The organism is Candidatus Binatia bacterium, assembly GCA_036504975.1.
Classification (GTDB): Bacteria; Desulfobacterota; Binatia; order UBA9968; family UBA9968; genus JAJPJQ01.
This window is the reverse complement of sequence record DASXUF010000177.1, coordinates 17,755-39,236: the sequence shown is the minus strand read 5'-3', so window position 1 is coordinate 39,236 and position 21,482 is coordinate 17,755. Positions and strand designations below refer to the sequence as shown.

At 56.1% G+C, this 21,482-nt stretch carries 21 protein-coding genes; 6 read left to right on the top strand and 15 right to left on the bottom strand.

Annotated elements, in window-relative coordinates; translation table 11 throughout:
- Positions 1-570 (top strand): class II aldolase/adducin family protein (locus VGL70_22080; protein HEY3306219.1); only part of this gene is annotated, 570 nt, incomplete at its 5' end.
- An 87-nt stretch (positions 571-657) separates the two neighbouring features.
- Positions 658-2,274, top strand: a complete 1,617-nt coding sequence (locus VGL70_22075) for a UbiD family decarboxylase (protein HEY3306218.1) — start codon at positions 658-660, stop codon at positions 2,272-2,274.
- A gap of 28 nt (positions 2,275-2,302) precedes the next feature.
- On the opposite strand, the gene VGL70_22070 is transcribed toward VGL70_22075, so the two are convergent.
- From VGL70_22070 to VGL70_22055, 4 genes are all read right to left on the bottom strand, one after another.
- A complete protein-coding gene (locus tag VGL70_22070) occupies positions 2,303-2,644 on the bottom strand; it encodes a P-II family nitrogen regulator (GenBank protein ID HEY3306217.1) in 342 nt (113 codons plus the stop codon).
- A 51-nt stretch (positions 2,645-2,695) separates the two neighbouring features.
- A complete protein-coding gene (gene glnA, locus VGL70_22065; protein HEY3306216.1) occupies positions 2,696-4,120 on the bottom strand; it encodes a type I glutamate--ammonia ligase in 1,425 nt (474 codons plus the stop codon).
- Between the two features lie 29 nt (positions 4,121-4,149).
- Positions 4,150-5,454, bottom strand: a complete 1,305-nt coding sequence (gene amt / locus VGL70_22060) for an ammonium transporter (protein ID HEY3306215.1) — start codon at positions 5,452-5,454, stop codon at positions 4,150-4,152.
- Positions 5,455-6,108: 654 nt separating this feature from the next.
- On the bottom strand, positions 6,109-6,711 hold the full coding sequence (locus VGL70_22055; protein HEY3306214.1) for a DinB family protein: 603 nt from the start codon (positions 6,709-6,711) through the stop codon (positions 6,109-6,111).
- Between the two features lie 18 nt (positions 6,712-6,729).
- Between VGL70_22055 and VGL70_22050 the strand changes: the two genes are divergently transcribed.
- A complete protein-coding gene (locus tag VGL70_22050) occupies positions 6,730-7,026 on the top strand; it encodes a hypothetical protein (protein HEY3306213.1) in 297 nt (98 codons plus the stop codon).
- Between the two features lie 33 nt (positions 7,027-7,059).
- On the opposite strand, the gene VGL70_22045 is transcribed toward VGL70_22050, so the two are convergent.
- Together VGL70_22045 and ispH are read right to left on the bottom strand one after the other, a co-directional pair.
- Positions 7,060-7,449, bottom strand: coding sequence for a VOC family protein (locus tag VGL70_22045; GenBank protein ID HEY3306212.1), 390 nt, complete (start codon positions 7,447-7,449; stop codon positions 7,060-7,062).
- Between the two features lie 54 nt (positions 7,450-7,503).
- Complete coding sequence (gene ispH / locus VGL70_22040; GenBank protein HEY3306211.1) at positions 7,504-8,442, bottom strand: 4-hydroxy-3-methylbut-2-enyl diphosphate reductase; 939 nt, start codon at positions 8,440-8,442, stop codon at positions 7,504-7,506.
- Between the two features lie 116 nt (positions 8,443-8,558).
- Here ispH and VGL70_22035 point away from each other — a divergent pair, with 116 nt between their 5' ends.
- Entirely contained in the window at positions 8,559-8,762 is a 204-nt protein-coding gene (locus VGL70_22035; protein ID HEY3306210.1) for a cold shock domain-containing protein, read from the top strand.
- A gap of 76 nt (positions 8,763-8,838) precedes the next feature.
- Positions 8,839-10,887 (top strand): thioredoxin domain-containing protein, encoded by a 2,049-nt coding sequence (locus VGL70_22030; GenBank protein HEY3306209.1) that lies wholly within the window; start codon positions 8,839-8,841, stop codon positions 10,885-10,887.
- Positions 10,888-10,898: 11 nt separating this feature from the next.
- Here VGL70_22030 and VGL70_22025 read toward each other — a convergent pair whose 3' ends face one another.
- On the bottom strand, positions 10,899-11,894 hold the full coding sequence (locus VGL70_22025) for an NAD(P)-binding domain-containing protein (protein ID HEY3306208.1): 996 nt from the start codon (positions 11,892-11,894) through the stop codon (positions 10,899-10,901).
- 2 nt (positions 11,895-11,896) lie between these two features.
- A complete protein-coding gene (locus VGL70_22020; protein ID HEY3306207.1) occupies positions 11,897-13,027 on the bottom strand; it encodes a Xaa-Pro peptidase family protein in 1,131 nt (376 codons plus the stop codon).
- A gap of 204 nt (positions 13,028-13,231) precedes the next feature.
- On the opposite strand from VGL70_22020, the gene VGL70_22015 reads away from it, so the two are divergent.
- On the top strand, positions 13,232-14,245 hold the full coding sequence (locus tag VGL70_22015) for an extracellular solute-binding protein (GenBank protein HEY3306206.1): 1,014 nt from the start codon (positions 13,232-13,234) through the stop codon (positions 14,243-14,245).
- Positions 14,246-14,259: 14 nt separating this feature from the next.
- Here the strand turns inward: VGL70_22015 and VGL70_22010 are convergent, their stop codons facing one another.
- The 7 genes from VGL70_22010 to VGL70_21980 all read right to left on the bottom strand — a co-directional run bounded on the left by VGL70_22010 (position 14,260) and on the right by VGL70_21980 (position 21,443).
- A complete protein-coding gene (locus tag VGL70_22010; GenBank protein ID HEY3306205.1) occupies positions 14,260-14,730 on the bottom strand; it encodes a tripartite tricarboxylate transporter TctB family protein in 471 nt (156 codons plus the stop codon).
- Positions 14,720-16,255, bottom strand: a complete 1,536-nt coding sequence (locus VGL70_22005; GenBank protein ID HEY3306204.1) for a tripartite tricarboxylate transporter permease — start codon at positions 16,253-16,255, stop codon at positions 14,720-14,722. Before VGL70_22005 ends, VGL70_22010 begins: the two co-directional genes overlap by 11 nt.
- Before the next feature lie 19 nt (positions 16,256-16,274).
- Positions 16,275-17,183, bottom strand: a complete 909-nt coding sequence (locus tag VGL70_22000) for a hypothetical protein (protein HEY3306203.1) — start codon at positions 17,181-17,183, stop codon at positions 16,275-16,277.
- A gap of 387 nt (positions 17,184-17,570) precedes the next feature.
- Entirely contained in the window at positions 17,571-18,479 is a 909-nt protein-coding gene (locus tag VGL70_21995) for a hypothetical protein (GenBank protein HEY3306202.1), read from the bottom strand.
- 189 nt (positions 18,480-18,668) lie between these two features.
- Positions 18,669-19,577: a hypothetical protein gene (locus VGL70_21990; GenBank protein ID HEY3306201.1), complete on the bottom strand. Its 909-nt coding sequence runs from the start codon at positions 19,575-19,577 to the stop codon at positions 18,669-18,671.
- A 233-nt stretch (positions 19,578-19,810) separates the two neighbouring features.
- Positions 19,811-20,671 carry a ParB/RepB/Spo0J family partition protein gene (locus VGL70_21985; GenBank protein HEY3306200.1) on the bottom strand — a complete coding sequence of 287 codons (861 nt, stop codon included), beginning with the start codon at positions 20,669-20,671 and terminating at the stop codon, positions 19,811-19,813.
- Positions 20,643-21,443: an AAA family ATPase gene (locus tag VGL70_21980; protein ID HEY3306199.1), complete on the bottom strand. Its 801-nt coding sequence runs from the start codon at positions 21,441-21,443 to the stop codon at positions 20,643-20,645. The genes VGL70_21985 and VGL70_21980 overlap by 29 nt, the downstream gene beginning before the upstream one ends.
- Positions 21,444-21,482: the final 39 nt, after the last annotated feature.

The window sequence follows — 21,482 nt, the reverse complement described above, 5'->3', positions numbered from 1 at the left end:
ATCGCGAGCCAAGACATCATCACAGTGGATATCGACGAGTATAAAGCGGTCTGCGAGCAAAACTGGGCCAGAGCCGGTGGCAAGCGGCAGGTCACCAAGTCAAAGTCGCCGCCGCGCGAGACGATGATCCACGCGGCCATTTACGAGGCCCGTCCCGACGTCAATTCCGTCGCCCACACGCATCAGCCGTTGGCGACGGCTTTCTCCGTTGCCGGCATTCCGATCCTGCCGATTTACAACCAGGCGGCGCCATTCGCTCCCGAGACGCCGATCTTTCCGAGCCCCAGATTGATCTACACCGTTCAGGACGGCGTCGAAATTTGCCAGACACTGGGAGATAGGATGGCGATGCTCCTGCAAGGGCATGGCATCGTCGTCGTCGGCGACAGCCTGGAATACGCGACGGTCCACGCGATCTATCTTGAACGAACGGCGTACATGCAGTGGGTGGCGAGTGCGGTCGGGAAGCCCGTGACCATGCCGCAAAGAGAGATCGACATCATGAAAGAGAATATGGTTTATCGCTCCTATGATGCCTTCGCTTATTTCGCCTCTCTGCTGAGGAAGTAAGAATCGCTTGAATCGCGGTCCGATTGAAGGCAAGGTGAAGAGTCCGGAAAGAGTAAACCGAAAACCGCAATTCCAAGGAGGAAGCTGATGGCAACCGCCAAAAGTAGCTCGACCAAAGCAGCGGCTATAAAAGAGCCGCCGGCAGAGCCCATCCAGGATCTCCGCGATTGGCTCGAGCGGGTGGACGAGATGGGAGAGCTGATTCGTATCAGTGAGCCGCTCGATTGCAACGAGGAGATGAGCGCGATCGGTTATCTCGTCGCGAAGCAGACGCCTTCGCCGGCAATTCTGATGGAAAAAACCAAGGGCTATGAAAAGAGCCCCATAGGCGCGATGCACCTCTGGAACATTCTCGGCCCGAGTCTCAAGCGCATCGCGCTGACCTTGGAAGAGCCGCCGGAGACGCCGACGGTCGAGCTGATCCGGCGCGTCAAGGACAAGCTCAAGCAGCGCATCCCGCCGCGCGAGGTGCCGAAAAACCAGGCGAGATTTTACGAGAACACCAAGACCGGAGACCAGATCGATCTTGAAGCGTTGCCGATCGCAAAGCACTGGCCGCTGGACGGCGGCCGCTACGCCGGCACGGCCGACTGCGTCATCACGCGCGACCCGGACAGCGGCTATTTGAACGTCGGCACCTACCGGATGATGCTGCAAGGAAAAAATCAGGCGGGACTCTATCTCTCGCCGGGAAAGGATGCGCGGCTTCACATCACGAGAGCGTGGCAGAAGGGTCAGCCGATCCAAGTCGCGGCCTGTTGGGGCATCGATCCGTTGTTCATGGTCATCGGCTCGCAAACCTTCGCCAAAAATGTCTCCGAGTACGAATACGCCGGCGGCGTCAAAGGCCAGCCGATTCCAGTCGTGCGCGGCACGACGACGGATCTCTTGATACCGGCGAACGCGGAGTTTGTCATCGAGGGAGTTATAAAACCGAATTCGGTTAAGACCGAAGGGCCGTTCGGCGAATTTCCCGGCTACTACGGCAGGCCGGAGGCCGGCTGCCCACTGGTCGATGTGACCGCCGTCCACTACCGGAACAAGCCGATACTCACCAACGCGCTGATGGCGGATTATCCGTCCAACGAGCAAAGCGGCTTTTTCTCTATCATCCGCTCGGCGCGCATCTGGGACGACTTCGACAAGCTCGGCATTCCCGGAATCACCGGTGTCTATTGCCATCCGGCCGGCGCTGGCGGCTTCGGCATGACCGTGATCAGTCTCGAGCAGCGTTACGCGGGTCACGCCGCGCAGGCGTTGGCGTTGGCGGCGCAAGTTCCCGGCGGCGCTTATTACACGAAGTGGATCATAGCGGTGGATGAGGATGTGGACCCGACGGACACCAACCAGGTGATCTGGGCGATGAGCAGCCGCTGCAATCCGATCGAAGATATCGACATCTTGCGCAACACCTGGAGCACCTGGCTCGACCCGACGCAAAATCCGCCCGAAGAGCGGCCCTATGGCTCAAAGGCGCTGATCAACGCCTGCAAAGAACATCGCTATCTGCCGGTCTTCTCAAAGCGTACGGCTCTGCGCAAGGAAGTTTACGATCGCGTCGCTTCGATGTGGAAGAAGCTGGGTTTGCCGGGAGAGACGCCGACTGTGCGCGCCTTCGAGCAGGAGAGCAAGGTCGTTTACCACGAAGTGGGCGGGTTCGAGCCGGGGAAACAGCCGGGCGAAACCAAAGATAAAAAAAGCTAGCCAGCAAAAACGAGAGAGAAGGGAAGGGCTACCGGATAGCGTCTTCCCCTCTCTCGTTGGTTCTGATGCGAATCACTTCTTCTACGTTCGAGATAAAAATCTTGCCGTCGCCGATCTTGCCGGTCTGAGCGGATTCGCGAATCGTCTCGACGATTTTCGGCGCTAACTCCGCTGGCGCCAGGATCTCGATCTTCACCTTGGGAAGAAAATCGACGCTGTACTCGGCCCCTCGATAAAGCTCGGTGTGGCCTTTTTGCCGGCCGAAACCTTTCACCTCGGTGATAGTCATGCCGGAGATGCCGATGGAGGTAAGCTTCTGCTTGACTTCATCCAGCTTGAAGGGTTTGATGACGGCCTCGATCTTTTTCATATTGTCCTCCTTCGCATCTTGACCCGCTCGACGCGGAGAATGCCTGTCCTTTTATATATCGTAGTACAATGCGAACTCATACGGATGGGGACGAAGCCGGATCGCATCGACTTCTTTCTTCCGCTTGTAATCGAGCCATGTCTCGATCACGTCCTTGGTGAACACGTCTCCCTTTAAAAGAAAGTCGTGATCTTTCTCCAGAGCGTCGAGCGCTTGATCCAACGACCCCGGCATCGACTTCACTTTGGCCGCCTCATGGGGCTCTAACTCGTAGAGGTCTTTGTCGATCGGTTTCGGCGGCTCGATCTTGTTCTTGACTCCATCCAATCCCGCCATCAGCATGGCCGGAAAGGCAAGGTACGGGTTGCAGCTCGGATCGGGAGTCCTGAACTCTAACCGTTTTGCCTTTTCGCTGGATGAATACATCGGTATCCTTACGCATGCGCTTCTGTTTCGGGCGGAGTAGACCAGGTTGATCGGCGCTTCATAGCCTGGAACGAGTCGCCGGTAGGAGTTGGTCGTTGGGGCGATGAAGGCGCAGAGCGCATGAGCGTGTTTGATCAAGCCGCCGATGTAGTACCGGGCGGTCTCGCTGATCAGACCGTAGCCTTTTTTGTCGTAGAAGATATTCTTGCCGTTTTTCCAAAGGCTCTGGTGGGTGTGCATGCCGGAGCCGTTGTCCTGGAATAAAGGCTTGGGCATGACGGTGACGGTCTTGCCTCGCTTCCTCGCGGTGTTTTTGATGATGTATTTGTAGAGTAGTACCTGGTCGGCCATGCGGGTCAGCGTGCCGTATCTCATGTCGATTTCCGTCTGCCCGGCGGTGCCGACCTCGTGGTGGTGGACTTCGATTTTGATGCCGCATTTCTCCATGTTACGGACCATTTCGGAGCGAAGATCCTGGTATTGGTCCATGGGGGGAACGGGGAAATAGCCTTCTTTGTAGCGGATCTTGTAGCCCAGGTTGCCGGCGCCGTTGGGGCCTTCTTTGCCGGAATTCCAGAACCCTTCTTCCGAGTCGATGTGGTAGTAGCCTTCGTTGTAGGTCTGGTTAAAACGCACGCTGTCGAAGATGAAGAACTCGATCTCGGGTCCCCAGTAGCTGGTGTCGGCGAGACCGGTGCTCTTCAGGTGCTTCTCGGCTTTCTGGGCAATGTATCTGGGATCGCGGCTGTAGGGCTCGCGGGTGATGGGGTCGATGATGTTGCAGATGAGACTCAACGTCACGTGCTCGGTGAACGGGTCCAATATGGCGGTGTCGGGGTCGGCGATGAGCAGCATGTCGGATTCGTTGATGGCTTGAAATCCCCTGATGCTGGAGCCGTCAAAGCCGATTCCTTCTTCGAACAGTTCTTCGGTCAACTCGGCTGCTGGTATGGAGAAGTGCTGCCACAGTCCGGGGACATCGACGAATTTAAGATCGACGATCTCAACTTTGTTCTTCTTCGCTAAATCTAAAACGTCCTTCGCTGCCATTACCATCTTCCTCCCTTTGTTAAATGTGGTTACTCTCGCCCATGAGTCAACTGAAAATCTGGATAGGCCCGCATCCCGTGTTCGCCTACATCCAACCCTTCTAGTTCTTCGTCAGGCGGGACTCTCAGACCGACCGTGGCCTTAATGATGCCCCAGAAGATCAACGAACTGATAACGACAAAGACACCAACAGCCACCACACCCGTGAGCTGGGCCAGGAATAGCTTAAGCCCGCCGCCAAAAAAGAGGCCATTGCCGGTGGTTCCGGGCATAAACTGATCCTGGGCGAAGAGACCGAGGGCGAGGGTCCCAAACGCCCCGTTAACGAGGTGGACCGAGATTGCTCCGACCGGATCGTCCACTTTGATTCGATCAAAAAAGAGCACGGACACAACGACCAATATGCCGGCAATTAAGCCGATAATCAGGGAACTCGGAACGCTCACAAACGCGCAAGGAGCCGTTATCGCCACAAGCCCTGCCAGCGAGCCGTTGAGTATCATAGACAGGTCCGGCTTGCCCAAAAAAATCCAAGCCGTAATGGACGCGGCGAGCGCCCCACCCGCCGCGGCAGTATTTGTCGTCACTGCAATCCGGCCGATAGCGTTCCAGTCCGCAGCCATGGTGCTTCCGGGATTAAACCCAAACCAGCCGAACCAAAGAACAAAAGTCCCAAGAGTAGCCAGCGCGATGTTATGCCCGGGGATTGCAGTAATCTGTCCGTCTTTGCCATACTTTCCAATACGCGGACCGAGCATCACCGCCCCAACCAACGCCGCCCAGCCTCCGATAGAATGGACCTGCGTGGAGCCGGCAAAGTCGAACATCCCAAGCTTAGCAAGCCAGCCGCCGCCCCAAATCCAGTGTCCAACTACGGGGTAAATAATGCCCACCATGGCAAAGCTGAAAAGATAGAAGGCGCCGAACTTGATTCTCTCGGCTACCGCCCCGGAGACAATTGTGGCGGCCGTCCCTGCAAAGACCAGTTGGAAGAAAAATTTTGTCCACAGCGGCGTACCGGTCCAGTTTAGAGCCGAATATACTCCCTTGTAAGCGTCAGCCATGGCAGGGCTGTTGTCGGCGCCGCCAACGAACCATATTCCCTGGGTCCCGAAGAAGGGGGTGCCGTCTCCAAACATGATCCCAAAACCCAAAATTAAAAAAGCTGCGGACGAGATGGCAAAGACGATAAAGTTCTTAGCCAAGATTGTGACGGCGTTTTTTGCCTGGCAGAAGCCGGTCTCGACCATGGCAAAACCCAGATTCATGAAAAAGACCAAAAACGCGGTCAGCAGTGTCCAGGCCGTATCTATCGCCACTTTGGCGCCGCCCACCTGATCCAAAAGCTCTTGGGTAAACGGGACGAGCGCTTTCCCCGGCTCCACTTTGGCCGCGGGCGGAGCCGCCGGCGCGACGGCCGGAGGCTGCGGCGCTTGCTCAGCCAGAGCCGAAGTGATGACGATTACGGTGAGAATCCAAAAGACAACAATGAAAAGCGCCAGAACCTTTCTATGTTTTTCCACGTTCAGTCCTCCTCGACCCAGGTATGCTTCAACAGCGAAGCCGAGAGCACGTATGACAACTATAAACCTGTGCTGTCGGAGCAACCACTATGCCATCTTTTTTTTGTAAAACCCAAATGATTTCCGATCTCCCGAACGGTTACAAAAAGATACTTGCCCGTTTTACGATCAGTGGTTGCCTAGAGATTGAGCATCCAGCTTGTTCCGCCGAGACCGAGTTCCTCTGCGTGAATTCGGCTTGGACCGATCCGGTCTCCGTTGGAATCAAGGTTTCTACTCGGTCGAAATTCGTCGCGCTTAAGATCCCGTCACCGAACAGTTCAAGGTAAGAGCCTTGATGGTCGGGCCGTACGGTTAATGGAACTGGTGAGCACCTAACATGACTACTGCATCAAAGGCAAGAGAAATTTTTATCTTCTAACTATCGCAGCCGGGAAGAAGACGCGACGATCCCAAGGGCAATTTCTACCACAGCTCTTTCGGCATCTGTATGCCGCGGAAGTCTTCCTCTTTGAGCGGGTCGGCCGGCTCGACGCCGATCATGCCGAGCATGGCGTAAAGCTGGCGCAAATGATGGCCGGTGTGGCTCAAGACTAAATAAAACAGCTCGTGGCCGTCGGTCGTTCCTGCGTACCCGTCGATCGGCCGCTCGAGCTCCGCGCGACGCAAATTCTTGGCGGCCTGGAGGACGCGGAAGCGGCACTCTTCACCGAAACGCGCCACCTCTTCCATCGAGCCGAAGGGCTCGGCCTTCTCTGCGTAGGTGAGTTTAAAATTGCCGTCGTACTTTCCGCTCGCGATGGCGTCGAGAACGTGGGTCGGATCAACCACGATGTGGTAGCAAAAAACCTTGAACGGCCGGTCGCGATCGGGCGTGGTCCAAAGCATACGCTCGGGCGGGACCTGGCGCGCGGCCCGGATCACCGCGGTGAGAATTTTATCCAGCGTCTCGAAGAGCCAGGGACCGGCGACCGGCTTTTCTTTTTGATCAGAAAGTTGAAAAAGGCGGGTGAGCTCCAGCCGGTCGAAGCCGGAAACGGTTTTGTCGCCGACGACTGTGACGGGCACGATGCGAAGGCCCAGCTCTTGCAACTCGGCCAGCGCCCCGGGATCGTTCTCGATGTCCCTGGGTTCGAATCGTATGCCGCTCTGCGAAAGAAACTCTTTCGTGCTGGCGCAGGTAAATCAGCCGGGGCGATAGTAAACCTTGACGGTATCCATGGGAAAGCTAGCCAAAAATATTTGAAATTTTCGCTTGCATTCCGCTTATCGAATCGCAGAAAAGATGCCTCGCGCAAAGACGCAAAGCGCGCCAAGTTCGGAGAAACAGAAAATATTTCTTACTTTGCGTTCTTGGCGTCTTGGCGCGATAAATTTTCTTGAAGTCGTTCTGTTTAACATTTCAAAGGTAAGAATCTAGTCCAGCGTGGGTTTTTTGTACCTTTGCCGGGGAACGATCTCCAGAACGGTTCCGCCGGGGGCGCGGAACTTGATCGGTATCACGCCCGGGTCGCTGATGATTTCGCAGCCGAACTTCTGGATTTGGGCCAGGTACTCATTCACGTCATCCACCTCTATGCCGATGTGATGGATGCAGGGACCCGGGCCCGCGGCCTTCGATTCGGCCGACTGTTCGCTGTCGTACTTGATCAGCGCCAGGTCGATCGTGCCGTCGCTCAAATGAAACGATGTGTGGTCTCGGACTTTGGCATTGTCCATCGGCGCGAAGCCGAAGACTTTCTGGTAAAACTCGCTGCTTGTCTCCAGGTCGTCGACTTTTACGGCGATATGGACGATGCGGTTCATGGCTCTTCCTCTTTTCGCGCGAAACAATGGTGTAGCATGGCCGGTCGTTTGGATTCAAGGCGTATCGGCAATCTCGCTCGGCAGAGCAAAATGAACGTTCTCTTCGACAAACCCGCTCGTGGAAACTTCGGCGCCGTGCTGTTTGAAAAAATCCGCCGACTCCCATACCAACCGGTCGGGCGCCGAGGCGCCGGAGGTGATGCCGACGCGCTCCACTCCGTGAAGCCAATCGGGGTCGGCATCGCTGATGTCGTTGATGAGATAGGCGGGAATGCCCCGGGCGCGCGCCACGCGGCAAAGCTGGTTCGAGTTCTCGCTGTTGGCCGATCCGATCACGAGCACGAGATCGACCTCGCGGGCAAGCTGCTTCACCGCGTCCTGGCGGTTCTGCGTCGCGTAGCAGATATCCTCTTTCGACGGCGTCACCATTCGGGGAAATCTTCGCTTGAGAACATCGATGATTTCTCGAGTATCGTCCACGCTGAGAGTAGTTTGAGTCAGAACCACAACCTTCTCCGGATCAGCAACGCGGATCTTTTCAGCCTCTTTCCCCGTGGCGACGATCTGAATTCGCTCCGGCGCCTCGCCGCTCGTGCCCACGATCTCGTCGTGGTCTTCGTGTCCGACGAGTATGATCCCATAACCCTGCGCCGCGAACTTCCGCACCTCCCGGTGGACTTTTTCAACCAGCGGGCAGGTCGCGTCGATGACGATCTCGACGCGACGCTCGCGCGCCCGCCGCAACACCGCGGGCGCAACGCCATGGGCGCTGAAAATCAGCTTCGCCCCGGCCGGAACTTGGTCCACCGTCTGAACGAAGGTTACGCCGCGCTTGATGAAGTCTTGCACGACGTGGCGATTGTGCACGATCTCGTGGAAAACATAGAGCGGCGCGCCGTATTTCTTGAGCGCACGCTCCACCGTCTCGATCGCCATCTCGACCCCAGCACAAAATCCCCGCGGCTGGGCGACGATCACCTTTTTCACCGGCATGAGTTTAGTGTGGATGAAGGGCCGGAGGCTGTCAAGAACGAGTCGAAGTCCTTGCACGCTCTGGGAAAAGGGGATAGGAGACTCTAAGTTTCGATCGATAGAAGGGAGCGGCCGATATGACCGGAACGATAAAAAAAATTATCCGAGATAAGGGCTTTGGGTTCATCGTTCCCGACGACGGCAGCGACGACGTCTTTTTCCATCGCAGCAGCCTTGCGCCGCGCGTGCAGTTCGAGGATTTGAATGAGCGCGATGCGGTGCAATTTCAGACCCGCCGCGGCGACAAAGGCCCCGTAGCCTTCGACCTCAAACTGCGCTAGGCTGAAAGCAGCCGGCTTCATCAAGCCGAGCACCGCGAGCCAATCGTCTCGTCTTCCGCCGCAGACGGGAAAAATCATGCACACCAACCGCCTCGTCCGCGAGAGCAGCCCCTATCTTCAGCAACACGCCCACAACCCGGTCGATTGGTATCCCTGGGGCGAAGATGCTTTTCAAAAAGCCAAGAGCGAGAACAAACCGGTCGTGCTCAGCATCGGATACTCCGCCTGTCATTGGTGCCACGTGATGGAAAAGGAGTCATTCGAGAACGAAGAGATCGCAAAGTTGATGAATGAGAATTTCGTCAACATCAAAGTGGACCGGGAGGAGCGTCCGGACCTGGACGAGATCTACATGAACGCCGTACAGATGCTCACTGGGCGCGGCGGCTGGCCGATGACCGTATTTTTAACGCCAGAAGGCAAGCCGTTCTTTGGCGGCACTTATTTTCCGCCGGAGGACCGCCACGGCATGCCGGGCTTTCCGAGAATCCTAAACGCCATCGTTCAGGCATATCGGGAGAGACCCGACGATGTGACCAAGAGCGTCGAGCAGATCGTCAGCGCGCTGGGTCGCATGACGAGTCTTGCCGAGAGCAGCCGGCCTTTCGCTCCCGATATCATCGCCCGGAGCGCGGAGAGTCTCGCGCAAGCCTATGACCCCGAGCACGGCGGCTTCGGCAGGGCGCCGAAGTTCCCCAACGCCGGAGTCTACGATCTGTTCATGCGGGCCCATCGGAAGTCCAAGAACCAGCGCTTCCTCGACACGATCGTCCACACGCTCACGCGGATGGCCGAAGGCGGCATCTACGATCATCTCGGCGGCGGCTTCCACCGCTATTCCGTGGATGAAAAATGGCTGGTGCCTCATTTCGAGAAGATGCTCTACGACAACGCCCAGCTCCTGCGCAGCTACGCGCAAGCCTTCGCCATCACGGGCGCGCCTCTGTTCAAGAATGTGGTCGAAGAGACACTGGCGTATCTGCTGCGCGAGATGCTGCATTCCGAGGGCGGCTTTTATTCCACGCAGGACGCCGACAGCGAAGGCGAAGAAGGAAAGTTCTTCGTTTGGACTGAGGACGAGGTGATGCGTATCCTCGGCGAGGAGGCCGGCGAGATATTCTGCCGCGTCTATGGCGTGAGCGAGTTCGGGAATTTCGAGGGCAAAAACATTCTTCATCCGGTCCTGACGCTTGAACAGGCAGCGCGCTTTTTCCGCAAAGAAGCAAGCGAGATCGAGGCTGTGCTCACGGGCGCCAAGAAGAAATTGTTCGAAGAAAGAGAAAAAAGAGTGAAGCCGTTCCGCGATGAAAAAATTATCGCCTCGTGGAACGGGCTTATGCTTTCCGGCCTGGCGGAAGCGAGCAAAGTCTTAGAATCGCCCGTATCCCTGGACGCCGCGCGGAACACGGTCGATTTCATTTTCGCCAGAATGTTCCGCGACGGCCTCTTGCTCCATACTTACAAAGACGGGAAGGCAAAGCTTCTTGGCTACCTTGACGATTACGCTTTTATCGCGGCGGGGTTCCTCGATCTTTACGAGGTCACATTGGAACGCTCCGACTTGCAACGCGCGGTCAACATCGCCGACACGATGGTCCGTGAGTTCTGGGACGACATCGGCGGCGCTTTTTTCTACACGGGAAAGTCGAACGAGCAGCTCATCAGCCGCACCAAGCCGGCCTTCGACGGCTCTGTGCCATCCGGAAACGCGATCGCCACGCAGCTCTTACTCAGGCTCTACCACTACACGGGGCAGGAAGGGTACCTCAAGAGAGCGGAAAAAACACTGCGCATTTATTACGACGCTATGGAGCAACAGCCGTTCGGCTTCGCCCATATGCTGTCCGCGCTCGATTTTTATCTTGAGAAGCCCAAGGAGATCATCATAGTAGGGAAGCGAGACGATCCGACCGCGACCAATCTGCTAAGAAAAATCCATTCGCTCTACCTGCCGAACCAAACTCTACAGACGATCGATCCGGATCAGTCTCTGGACAAGGTGTCGCCGCTACTCGCCGGCAAGGGTCAGCTCAACGGCAGGCCCACGGTCTATGTTTGCCACAACTTCACCTGCTCCCAGCCGGTGACGGAGTGGGAAGATCTCAGAAAATTATTGGAAGAATAGACCGCCAAAGTCTAGTAAGGTAAAAGCGTTCCCGCCCCTGTATCCAGCGCGCGCCGATAAAGCCAGTCGGCAATGGCGATGTCCTGGTTGACCAGACCGATGGCGCGCATGAAGATGCGCTCTCGATCCGATTCCCTCGCGGGTTTTGTCCGGGCGATCAGTTCGGGAAGCTCCGCATAGACATCCTTGTCGGTCAGGAAGCCCTCCTTGAGCATCCGATCCAGGTCGGATTTCTTTTTGCAGTGCTCCCAGCTATCGACGACGAACTTGTCGACGTTCTTGTAAGCCGCGTTTTCCAATTCCTGATGTTTGCCGATCGAATAAACGAAAACGCCTTTTCCCAGCCACGCCTCCTGGATGAAAGGCTCCGTCGTCGTCGTGGCGGAGATGACCATGTCGGCGCCCGCAAGAGCTTCCTCCGTCGTGTCGATGGGCCTGATTTGAAGATGGAGCTCAGCGCTCAGCTCCCGCGCAAAACTCCGGCGTGATTCCGGGCTTCGCGACGTCACACGCACGTCTTGTAAATTGAAAGCCTTGGCCATGACGGGCAGCGTCGCGCGCGCGGTATCGCCGGCTCCCAGCAGAGCGAGCTTGGTGGAGCCTTTTCGCGCAAGAACCTGGCATGCCACGGTTGCCGCGGCCGCGGTTCTGACCGAGTGGCACCAGTCTTCGTCCATGATCGCGACGATTTCCCCGCCTTCGCGATCGCTGAGAATGAGAATACGCCGAGGTCCCCTGGGAGGTCTGGAGGGATCGCGGCTGCCACCTTCGGCTTTGATCGCTCTCAAGCGAAACCCGGCAACTGATTGCTCGCCGAGGGCGCATCCGGTCACCCAATACTGCCAACCGCGGTCAGGCTTGATCGCCAGGTCTTCGGGCTTCGACCATACGATGCGGCCTTCGTGATGGTCGCGCAGCGCTTGCGCCGTGATCTCAACGGCCGTCTTGAGATCTAGAAGATTCTTTACGTCCTGGTTGGAGAGGTAAATGACGCCCTTTTGCTGCATCGTTACTCTATGACGCGTAGCTCTTCCGCCCCGGAGGTCAAAAACTCGGCGCCGTTGTCAGTGATGAGAACGTCCTCCTCGAGATGAACCGATCCTTTGGCTGTCCGGACCTTAGGTTCGAGCGCCAGGATCATCCCGGGCTTGTGAACGGCTTTCTCTGCTTCATTTAGCGACGGCGGCTCGGCGCGGGCAAGGCCGATCCCATGGCCGATTCTCTTCGGGCTTTCAACGATCGGATAGCCTCTTTGCTCGAGCTCGCGGTTGGCGATGCGCGATAGCTCGGCGATCGGCGCGCCCGGCCTCATCGCCTCGCTACAGCGTCGGATAAGATCACAGGCGACTTGGTGCTCTTTTCTTTGATCCGGGGTGGGCGGTCCGAAGATGGCCATCCGCGTGATGTCGCCGAAATAGCCTTCGTAGCAAGCGCCAAAATCCGCGATCATGCGGTCGCATTTTCCATAGCGCTTGTCGTCGTAGGCGGTCGACGCGTTGAGCATGAGAAATCCCGGGACGCGTGGATTTGCGCCCTCTTCGATCATGGCGATAAAAAGACGTTCGGCGACTTCGCGCCGGGTCATTCCGGCTCTGAGCTGAGGTAAACAGCGATCGTAGGCCTTCATGGAGATTTCACAGGCGCGCCGCATCGCGGCGGTCTCTCGGGGCGTTTTGATGATTCGTAGTTCACAAAGACTCGGAGAAGCGTCGAGGATTTCCGCTTTGGGAAGAGCTTCTCTCAGCGCCGAGAGATAGGTCACGGGAAAACCCAACCGTTGGTCCTCGCCGAGCTCGAAACCTAATTTGGCGCTGCCCAGCCCCACCTCCTTCAAGGAGTTGGGAATCATCTCCTGAGGAAAGGGAACGTCGACATAGCTTTTGACCTCCCCGATCCACGGTAGCGACTGAGCCTTCGCGCGCTCGTTCCCATAGACCAAAACCAGGGGCTTGCCGTCCTTCGGCAGGATGCAGATCTGCGGACGCATGAGGTGATCGAACTGATAGCTGATGAGGCCGGTAAAATACCAGTAGTTGTCCTTGCCGGACACGACCAAGGCTTCAAGACCGGCGCACTCCATGAGCTGTTGCGCTCGCTCGTAGCGCGCTTGATACTCGCTCTCAGGGAACGGAGCTTCCACGTCTCACCTCCGAAAAGAACTCAAACCCAGCACTCTTCAGCCGGAGAACTATTGTTTAAAGTTCCCCATGTCAATAGAGGATGGGTTCGAAATAACTGTTGACACCCGAACGGGGCTGTTATAGGCGAGGCTAGTCGCAACGTTTGATAAGACGGCGAGATCGAAACGTTTGGCTCAAAGGTCAGTTAGAAGGAGGGTTCTACGATGCAAACCCGATTCTTGACTGCTTTGGTTATTGCGTTGCTCGCGCTCTCGATAAACGTCTTCGCTCAAGTGAGCTCCGATCCCAGGGTCATCGAGGGCGCCAAAAAAGAGCGTGAAATAATTTGGTATACCTCCATGACTTTCGATCAAAGCCAGCCGATCGTAGAAGCCTTTCAAAAGAAATACGCGTTTATCAAGCCGACGCTCTTCCGCTCCGGGGGCGGCGCGCTGATGAATAAGGTGCTCACCGAGGCCCGGGCGGGGAGGTTCGGCTTTGACGTGGTGGGTGGAAGAGGCGAGATGATCCAGGCCTTTAAGGAAAAAAATCTCCTCGCCGCTTACTTGTCGCCGGAAACCAGGATGATCGAGCTCGACCTGTTCGACAAACAGGGTTTCTGGCACGTTCATTATGTCGTCCCTAATGCTCTGGGTTACAATACGAAGCTCGTGAAGAGCGAGGAAGTTCCGCGCACGTACGAGGCCCTCTTGGATCCCAAATGGAAGGGCGGAAAGATTTCGATGGACAACGAAGCCTATCTCCTGCTTCAAGGTCTTATGTCAGCCTGGGGCAGAGAAAAGGCTATCGATTACATGAAGAAACTCGCGGCTCAGGACCCTGTGCTCTCTCGAGGCAACACGGAAAGGGTTACCTTCACGGGCGCCGGGCAATATCCCCTCGTGATTGCGTACGCCCACACGGTTGAAAGGGAGAAATTTAAGGGAGGCCCCATGGACTGGGTTGCGCTCGAACCCGCGGTGGTCGAGATCGATCCGCTCATGATCGGGTCGAAAGCCCCCAACCCAAATGCGGCCAGGCTCTTCCTCGACTTTCTCCTCTCAAAAGAAGGGCAAGAAATGCTCGTGGGGTTTCAGAGAATTCCCGTTCGTAAGGACGTGGAACCCAAACCAACGCGCCTCTTTCGCGGTTTTCAGCGCGTGGTGGAGCGACCCGACGACTATAAATATTTTTCAGAAAACGTGAAGCTCTTTCAGGAGATCTTTAAGACACGGTGATCTATAGATAGTTTTTAACGGAAAAGAACTCCCGGCGGCCACCTCGAATCGAGCATATATTCGAAGACTCCCCAGACGATCGCAAACGTGCAGGCGCCAATGACAAGGGAGGTGATCCACCGTTCCTTCCCCTCGACCAGAGCATAGAGAAAAACCAAAACCGGCAGGCTGATCACAATGCCGAAAAGCCAGATGCCCAAGGCGCCGGCAATGAACCACGCGAAAAAAGTTACGGTCCGGCGGATCTCGATCGCTTTATCCAACTTCACATCGTAGACCTCATCCATCTCGATGCCGCCGCCTTTTCCGCTCTGACGTCCCTCCCAATCTGTGGCGTCCCGATAGAGCTGAATGACTACCAGGATAAGCCCCGGGATGGCTGCAACGTAAATCGGCATGAGCTTGGCTATGTAAGGCCACCCCCAACCAGCCCAAACCGCCACTAAAAAAACCATCAGGAAAAAAAACGCCAGATTAGCTTTCATCAGCCGTCCCCATCGCCCCGCGTAAAGAAGTTGGCGAGTCCGAATCGCTTTTAAGCCTGCCGCGCAAGGTGAAGAAAAAAGAGACGGCAGCGAGAATGAGTAGGACAATGACCGCAGGTCGCGCGAGCCAGGTGAAGCCGTAGGCTGCCATCGATCGATAGAGATATTTTTCCATCAGGTCGCCCAAGACGAGACCGAGAATCATGGCCGGTCTGGGATAGGCAAAGCGCCTCATGAAATAACCGAGTATCCCAAAGGCAACCACGACCACGAGGTCTAGGGGATCGCGATTGACGCTGAAAGCGCCCATTAAGATGAACAGGAAAAGCGTCGGAACCATGAACGTATAGCGCACCTCGGCCAGCTTGGCGAGTTGACCGGCTAAAACAAATCCGATCAGAGTTCCGATGATTCCCGCAATCCCCTGAATCCAAATTACGCTATAGACTACGTCCAGGTTCTTCTTGACCATCTCCGGGCCGGGAAGATATCCCCAAGCGAGTAAGGCAACAATAAAAAGCGCTGTCGCCACTCCTTGTGGGAATCCGAGCAGCAACGTGGTTATGAGGTCGCCTCCATCCTTCGCGTCGTTGGCGCTCTCGGGAGCGATGACTCCGCGCACATCGCCCTTGCCGAAGGTTTCCCGCGCGCCCTTGGCGGTTTGAGCCGCATGTCCGTAAGCGAGCCAGTCGACCACCTGCGAGCCGAGCCCAGGGACGATCCCAACCCAGACTCCCAAAAAACTGCACCGTATCACCAGCCACCATTCGCGCAGCGTATCCCTGACACCGTCGAAAAGGCTTCCCTTGAGCGGCACCGGCTGCTGCTCCACGCCCAGCTTGGTGAGGGCCAAGTCCAGCGCCGAGGGAATGCCGAAAAGAGCCAGCGCGATGATGCTTATGGAAATACCGTCCAAAAGATACGGCTCGTCGAAAACAAAGCGCATGACGCCGCTCTGTGCCTGTTGGCCCACCGTTGCGATCAGAAGACCGAAGGCGGCGGCGATCAGTCCTTTGATCGGGCGACGCCCGGCAAGAACAGCCACCATGCTCAGGCCCCATAGCATGACTACGAAAAGCTCGGGAGAGCCCATCAGATAAATCAACGGTCTGGTCGCAGGGACCGCCATCGCAAGAGTCAACGTGCCGATCAAACATCCCATGCCCCCGGCCATAAAAGAGGCGCCGAGGGCGCGTCGGCCCTCGCCGCGCTTACCCATGGGATAACCGTCCAGCACTGTAGCCTGCGAGCCGGAGCCTCCGGGGATGCCGAAGAGGATCGGAAGATAAGCCGCGCAAATCGCGCTCACCGAGCTTGCTCCGATCAGGAGAGCGATGCCCGTAATCGGTTCCCACTTGATAACCACCGGCAATGCGATTGCGTAGACCAGCGGTGTCCCCAACCCTTGAGGCGCCACGGCGGTGAATGTGCCGATGCCCACGCCCATCAACAGCGCAAAAAAAACCTTCCACTGCATGATGTTCAGAAAACCCTGAGCTGCTGCGTCGAATAGCGAAGTTTCCAATTTGATTCTCCTGGGTTCCTCAGCCGGGCGGCAAGGGACCGGGCCCGGCAAGATTTTTTAAAAGCTCAACGACTTCAGGCTCGCGCGGAAGCTCCTTGATGCTCCGCTCCAGCACCTCGGGCATGACGATTTCCGGATCGTCGCCGGCGAGCTTTTTAAACTCCTTCGGGAATTGCGGATCCTTAAACGCCTTGCGCATGGCCTCTTGTAAAATGCCGACCGGTTCTTTAGGGGTCCCGGGAGGAAGAATAAAGGGCGAACCGATGATCCTGAATGCGCGCTGCAGCGCGATCAGATTCCGCTCTTTATCCGTCTTAGCGAAGGACTCAAGTTCCGGGAGATAACCGAATTTATGGTGCTTGACGCCCCTGGGAATCTCCAAGGTAAGATGCCAGTCCATTATTTTCTTTTCCACCCACTCCGAATTTCGCTGCAAGACGCTATCGGCCTGGTTAAACCGCGCGTCCACTTCGCCGCGGAGCAGAGCCGCGTCGATCTCAGGACTGGAATAACCTGTGACGAATCGGACGTCCTTCAATCTCAGTACGTAGGCGGCCAACCGGCCGATATTGTAGTTGCTGTGGCCGACCGACTGCGCCCCGATCCTGAGGCCGGAACTCGCCCGCAGCTTATCGATACTGCTGAACCCGGCCTCTTTCCTCGTATAGAAGAGGAACTGGCCGCCGCCGTCGGGAGAGCCCAAGTAAAAAAACTTCTCGGGAGTATATTTCACGCCTGCTCCACCCAACACCGAGGCCGAGAGCATCCCCGAACTTACGCTCCCAATGGTCAATCCGTCGGGCCGGGCCGATGAAAAGATATGGTTCGCGGCTCTCAGCCCTCCTCCACCCCCCATGTATTCGTGGATGAGGGTCGGGTTACCGGGAATATATTTCTGGAGAAACTGGCTGACGGCTTTCGACCGCATGTCCCCTGTGCCGCCAGGATCACGTCCTTGAATCACTGTGATGGTCTTACCCTGATAAAATGGCGTCTGAGCAAAAACATGGCCGGATAATAAAAGACAGACAAGAGCGGCCCCGTATCCAAGCCGATCAAAAGGACCGAAGGCTTGTTTAAATTGCATATACAATCCTCCCGATTGGGAACCTCGCCTATCAATAGCTGTTAGTCGTGTCAAGCTCGCGCCAGAAGAATTCTGGCCTCGATGAGAGCGTCAGTTGGGCGTGAGAGGATCAGCGTGGACAAGCCTCTTGGGGTCGCGGTAAGTCTTGCGAAAACGCCTCCTGGAGAATTTCGCCGCGGATCGTCAAGGCGTGCCGGGAGGGACGGACAAAGGGAGCGCCCGAGCCGTTCAGCGCACCGGCAAAGGATCGCTGCTACCGATCTTTTTAAACAGCTCGACGATTTCCGGCTCACGCGGAAGATCCTTTATTGCCCGCTCTATCTGATCAGCCAAGATAGGCGACGCTTCATCTCCGGTCAGCTTTTTATATTCGTTGTGGAAGCCGGGATCGCTAAAGGCCTTAGCCATTGCTTGTTGCAGAATATCGACCTGCGGTTTCGGCGTGCCCGGCGGTAAAATATATGGCGAGCCAACTTGTCTAAAGGCCCGGAGCATCGCCAACACCTTTCGCTCCTTTTGCGACTTGGCAAAATCCTCCACCTCCGGCAAATGGGCAAAGGTGGAATGTTTGCTGCCTTTCGGTACCTCCAAGATGGCATGAACGTTGACAACTCCTTTGGCCAGCCACTCCGGATTTCGTTTTGTCAACGTGTCGGCATTGTTGATCCGCGCATCCACCTCGCCGTTGGCCAACGCCAAATCGAGCTCCGGCCCAGAATAGCCCACGACAAACTTTGGCTCCTTGAGTCCCATGAGATAAGCGAAGAGCCGGCCAACAATGTAAACCGAATGGCCGACTGCTTGTGCCCCGATTCTTACCCCAGAGGCCGAACGCAAAGCCTCAAGGTTTACGAGACCGCTCTCACGTTTCGTCATGAAAACCCAGTGATAGGTGCTGTGGGGCGAACCCAGATAGATGAACTTATTGATGTCGTATAGGACGCCGGTCTCGCCGAGCACCGCATTCGACACCAGACCGCCACCGACGTTTCCGATCATAAGGCCGTCCGTCCGGACGCTCTTATAGATATGATTGACCGCTTTGATTCCTCCGGCGCCGGGCATGTACTCAGCCATGATAGCCGGCTCACCAGGGATATACTTTTTAAGATAGGGAATGGTGGCCTTAACCATCATATCCGCCGTGCCGCCTGGCGACGTGGCTTGAATGAGGGTAATCGTCTTGCCCCGATAAAAAGGAGCCTGTGAAGAGGCAGAACTCGGTAAGGATAAAATGAGAGCCAAACCGCCGCTGAGAAAGAGCCCAATAGAAAGTGCTATTCGGTGTATTTCTAGCTTTATCGGACCCCCAAACATGGTTTGTCTCTACCGAGGCGGCAGCGGGTCTGCACCGGCAAGTTTTTTGAAGAGGTCAATCGTATCGGGATCGCGTGGGAGCTCCCTGACATATTTCTCCAGCGCCTCGGGCATGAGCGGAGTGGGGTCATCCCCCGTGAGCTTCTTAAACTCTTTGTGAAACTCCGGATCGTTGTAGGTCTTCCTCATCGCTTCGCGGAGAATATCCACCAGTTCTTTCGGTGTCCCCGGAGGAAGAATGAAAGGCGAGCCACCGAGGCGGAAGGCGCGGTTCAACGCGATGACTTTTCGTTCGCGATCGGTTTTAGCGAAGGTCTCCATCTCTGGCAGCTGAGCAAAGCGAGGATGCTTGTCTCCTTTGGGGATTTCGATGATAGAATGAAAGTCCATAAGCCGCTTCTCTATCCAATCGGGCGTGCGCTGCGCAATTGTATCTGCAATGTTCGCGCGAGCATCGATTTCCCCACGCATGAGAGCTGCATCTACCTCAGGACCTGAATAACCGGTAACGAACTTAGGATCTTTAAGACCGAGAATCCAAGCGAAGAGGCGGCCATTCATGTAAATGTCGTGCCCGACCGACTGGGCGCCGATCCTTACTCCGATAGCGGCGCGGAGTTTTTCCAGGTTGCTGAACCCCGCTTCTTTTTTAGTCAAAAAGACATAGTGAGATTCGCTGTTCGGGGTTCCCAAATAGATGAACTTGTCCAGATCGTACTGAACCCCCGGTTCACCCAATACGGCATTCGCTATGAGACCGGCGCCGACGCTGCCGATGGTCAGTCCGTCGGGACGGGCGCCTCTGAAAATATGGTTCGCCGCTTTACGGCCGCCGGCGCCGGCCACAAATTCCGTGATGACCGTGGGTTGGCCGGGAATGTATTTTCGCAGAAAAGGGAACACCGCGCGCGCGCGCATATCTCCAGTGCCGCCGGGCTCGCGACCTTGAATGATCGTGATGGTTTTCCCTTGATAAAAAGGAGTCTGTGCAAAGACATTCGTGGATGTCAGGACGAGACAGCCCAGCGATACGCTTAGAAGCGCTTTAGCGTAGAGACGAGAGCGGAACGATTTCAGAGTCATTTTGTCTCCTGTATAGATAATGGGAACGCAATTGGTTCTGATATCGACTTGCCCTGCCTTTGTCAAACCTAGGCGGGAAGATTTGTCACGCCGATGACGCGGATGATTCTCTCCAGATCGTCTAAAGAATAATAGTCGATTTCTATCGTTCCTCGCGTACCGCGATGCACCAATCGAACTTTTGTCCCCAAGGAGCGCTGCAGGTTTTCGGTGAAAGAGCGGAGATTTGGGTCCAACGAAGCCGCGGCCCTTTTTGCTCTCCGAGCACCTTTGAGCCGCCGCACCAACCGCTCCACCTCCCGCGCTGAAAGCCCCTTGGCGATAACCTCTCGCGCAGCGGCGCTGATCAGCGCCTCGCGCTCCAGAGACAGAAGCGCCCTGGCGTGGCCTGCGGAAAGATTGCCTTCGATCACCTCGCGCTGCACTTCTTCGGGCAATTGTAAAAGACGAATACAATTTGCCACTGCCGGCCGGCTCTTCCCGACTTTTTGCGCGATCTCTTCCTGGCCGAGATGGAACTCTTCCTGAAGCCTCCGGTAGGCCTGCGCTTCTTCGATAGCATTCAGGTCTTCGCGCTGGAGGTTTTCGATCAGCGCCATTTGCAGAGATTCGTGATCACTCGCTTCACGGACGACCACGGGCACTTTGCTCAAGCCGGCTTTCATAGCTGCGCGCAGGCGCCGCTCGCCGGCGATCAACTCGTAACCATCGATCGTTCGGCGAACGATAAGCGGCTGAATAATGCCCTGGTCTTGAATCGATGCTGCAAGCTCGTCGATCTTTGCCTCGTCGAACGAACGCCGCGGCTGCAACGCATTAGGTGAGATTGTTTCGATGTCGACAAATTGGTTGGACGGTTCAGCAGGACTCTCGGCGGCTGGAATAAGGGCGCGCAGCCCTTTACCCAGTCCCTTTTTCTGTGTCTGCATGGCGAATCTCCTGTCCATTACGGATCAACTCCTTGGCTAACTCCAAATAATTTTGCGCTCCGGTCGAATGGAAGTCGTAGAGTAAAGCAGGCTTGCCGTGACTTGGGCTTTCACTCAAGCGCACGTTACGCTGTATGACAGTACGAAACAGACGGTCAGGAAAGTGCGACCGGATCTCTTCCGCAACTTGGTGCGATAGTCGATTGCGGCTGTCGAACATGGTAAGCAGAATGCCTTCGAGATGAAGCGAGGGGTTCAGCCCTTGTTGCACCAGTTTAATAGTTTCGAGAAGAGATGTTAGTCCTTCGAGCGCGTAGTACTCACATTGCAAAGGGACAAGGACGGACTCAGCCGCAGTCAAAGCATTGAGCGTCAGAAGACCGAGCGAGGGTGGGCAATCAAGCAGCACGTATTCGAATTCTCCATCCATGGCTTGTAGCGTATCCTTTAGGCGCCACTCGCGGCGATCGGCCGTGACCAGTTCGATTTCCGCCCCTGTCAAATCCTTGGTCGAGGGCGCGACCAAAAGATGTCGGAGTTCTGTCCCAATTAAAATCTCTCTGAGTGACGCTTCACCGATGAGAGCATGGTAGAGGCTCTGCTTAACCTTCCCCCGTTCTATGCCTAGTCCTGTGGTGGTGTTTCCCTGAGGATCCACATCGACGAGAAGAGTCCTCTTCTCGGCAACGGCGAGCGAAGCAGCCAAGTTCACCGCGGTCGTGGTCTTACCAACACCTCCCTTTTGATTGGCTATTGCAATGATGGATGACAAAATAGTCCTGCAATATCAAATATTTATGTTATGTCTGCT

What these genes read in the sequence shown, in the direction of transcription:
- VGL70_21990 (HEY3306201.1), bottom strand. Translation starts at nt 19,577, where the DNA reads ATGCGCGCGCGCGCGGTGTTCCCTTTTCTGCGAAAATACATTCCCGGC.
- VGL70_22075 (HEY3306218.1), top strand. Translation starts at nt 658, where the DNA reads ATGGCAACCGCCAAAAGTAGCTCGACCAAAGCAGCGGCTATAAAAGAG.
- VGL70_22010 (HEY3306205.1), bottom strand. Translation starts at nt 14,730, where the DNA reads ATGAAAGCTAATCTGGCGTTTTTTTTCCTGATGGTTTTTTTAGTGGCG.
- VGL70_22015 (HEY3306206.1), top strand. Translation starts at nt 13,232, where the DNA reads ATGCAAACCCGATTCTTGACTGCTTTGGTTATTGCGTTGCTCGCGCTC.
- VGL70_22035 (HEY3306210.1), top strand. Translation starts at nt 8,559, where the DNA reads ATGACCGGAACGATAAAAAAAATTATCCGAGATAAGGGCTTTGGGTTC.
- VGL70_22070 (HEY3306217.1), bottom strand. Translation starts at nt 2,644, where the DNA reads ATGAAAAAGATCGAGGCCGTCATCAAACCCTTCAAGCTGGATGAAGTC.
- ispH (HEY3306211.1), bottom strand. Translation starts at nt 8,442, where the DNA reads ATGCCGGTGAAAAAGGTGATCGTCGCCCAGCCGCGGGGATTTTGTGCT.
- VGL70_22025 (HEY3306208.1), bottom strand. Translation starts at nt 11,894, where the DNA reads ATGCAGCAAAAGGGCGTCATTTACCTCTCCAACCAGGACGTAAAGAAT.
- VGL70_21985 (HEY3306200.1), bottom strand. Translation starts at nt 20,671, where the DNA reads ATGCAGACACAGAAAAAGGGACTGGGTAAAGGGCTGCGCGCCCTTATT.
- VGL70_22000 (HEY3306203.1), bottom strand. Translation starts at nt 17,183, where the DNA reads ATGCGGTCGAAAGCCGTCAGCCAGTTTCTCCAGAAATATATTCCCGGT.
- glnA (HEY3306216.1), bottom strand. Translation starts at nt 4,120, where the DNA reads ATGGCAGCGAAGGACGTTTTAGATTTAGCGAAGAAGAACAAAGTTGAG.
- VGL70_22045 (HEY3306212.1), bottom strand. Translation starts at nt 7,449, where the DNA reads ATGAACCGCATCGTCCATATCGCCGTAAAAGTCGACGACCTGGAGACA.
- VGL70_22030 (HEY3306209.1), top strand. Translation starts at nt 8,839, where the DNA reads ATGCACACCAACCGCCTCGTCCGCGAGAGCAGCCCCTATCTTCAGCAA.
- VGL70_21995 (HEY3306202.1), bottom strand. Translation starts at nt 18,479, where the DNA reads ATGATGGTTAAGGCCACCATTCCCTATCTTAAAAAGTATATCCCTGGT.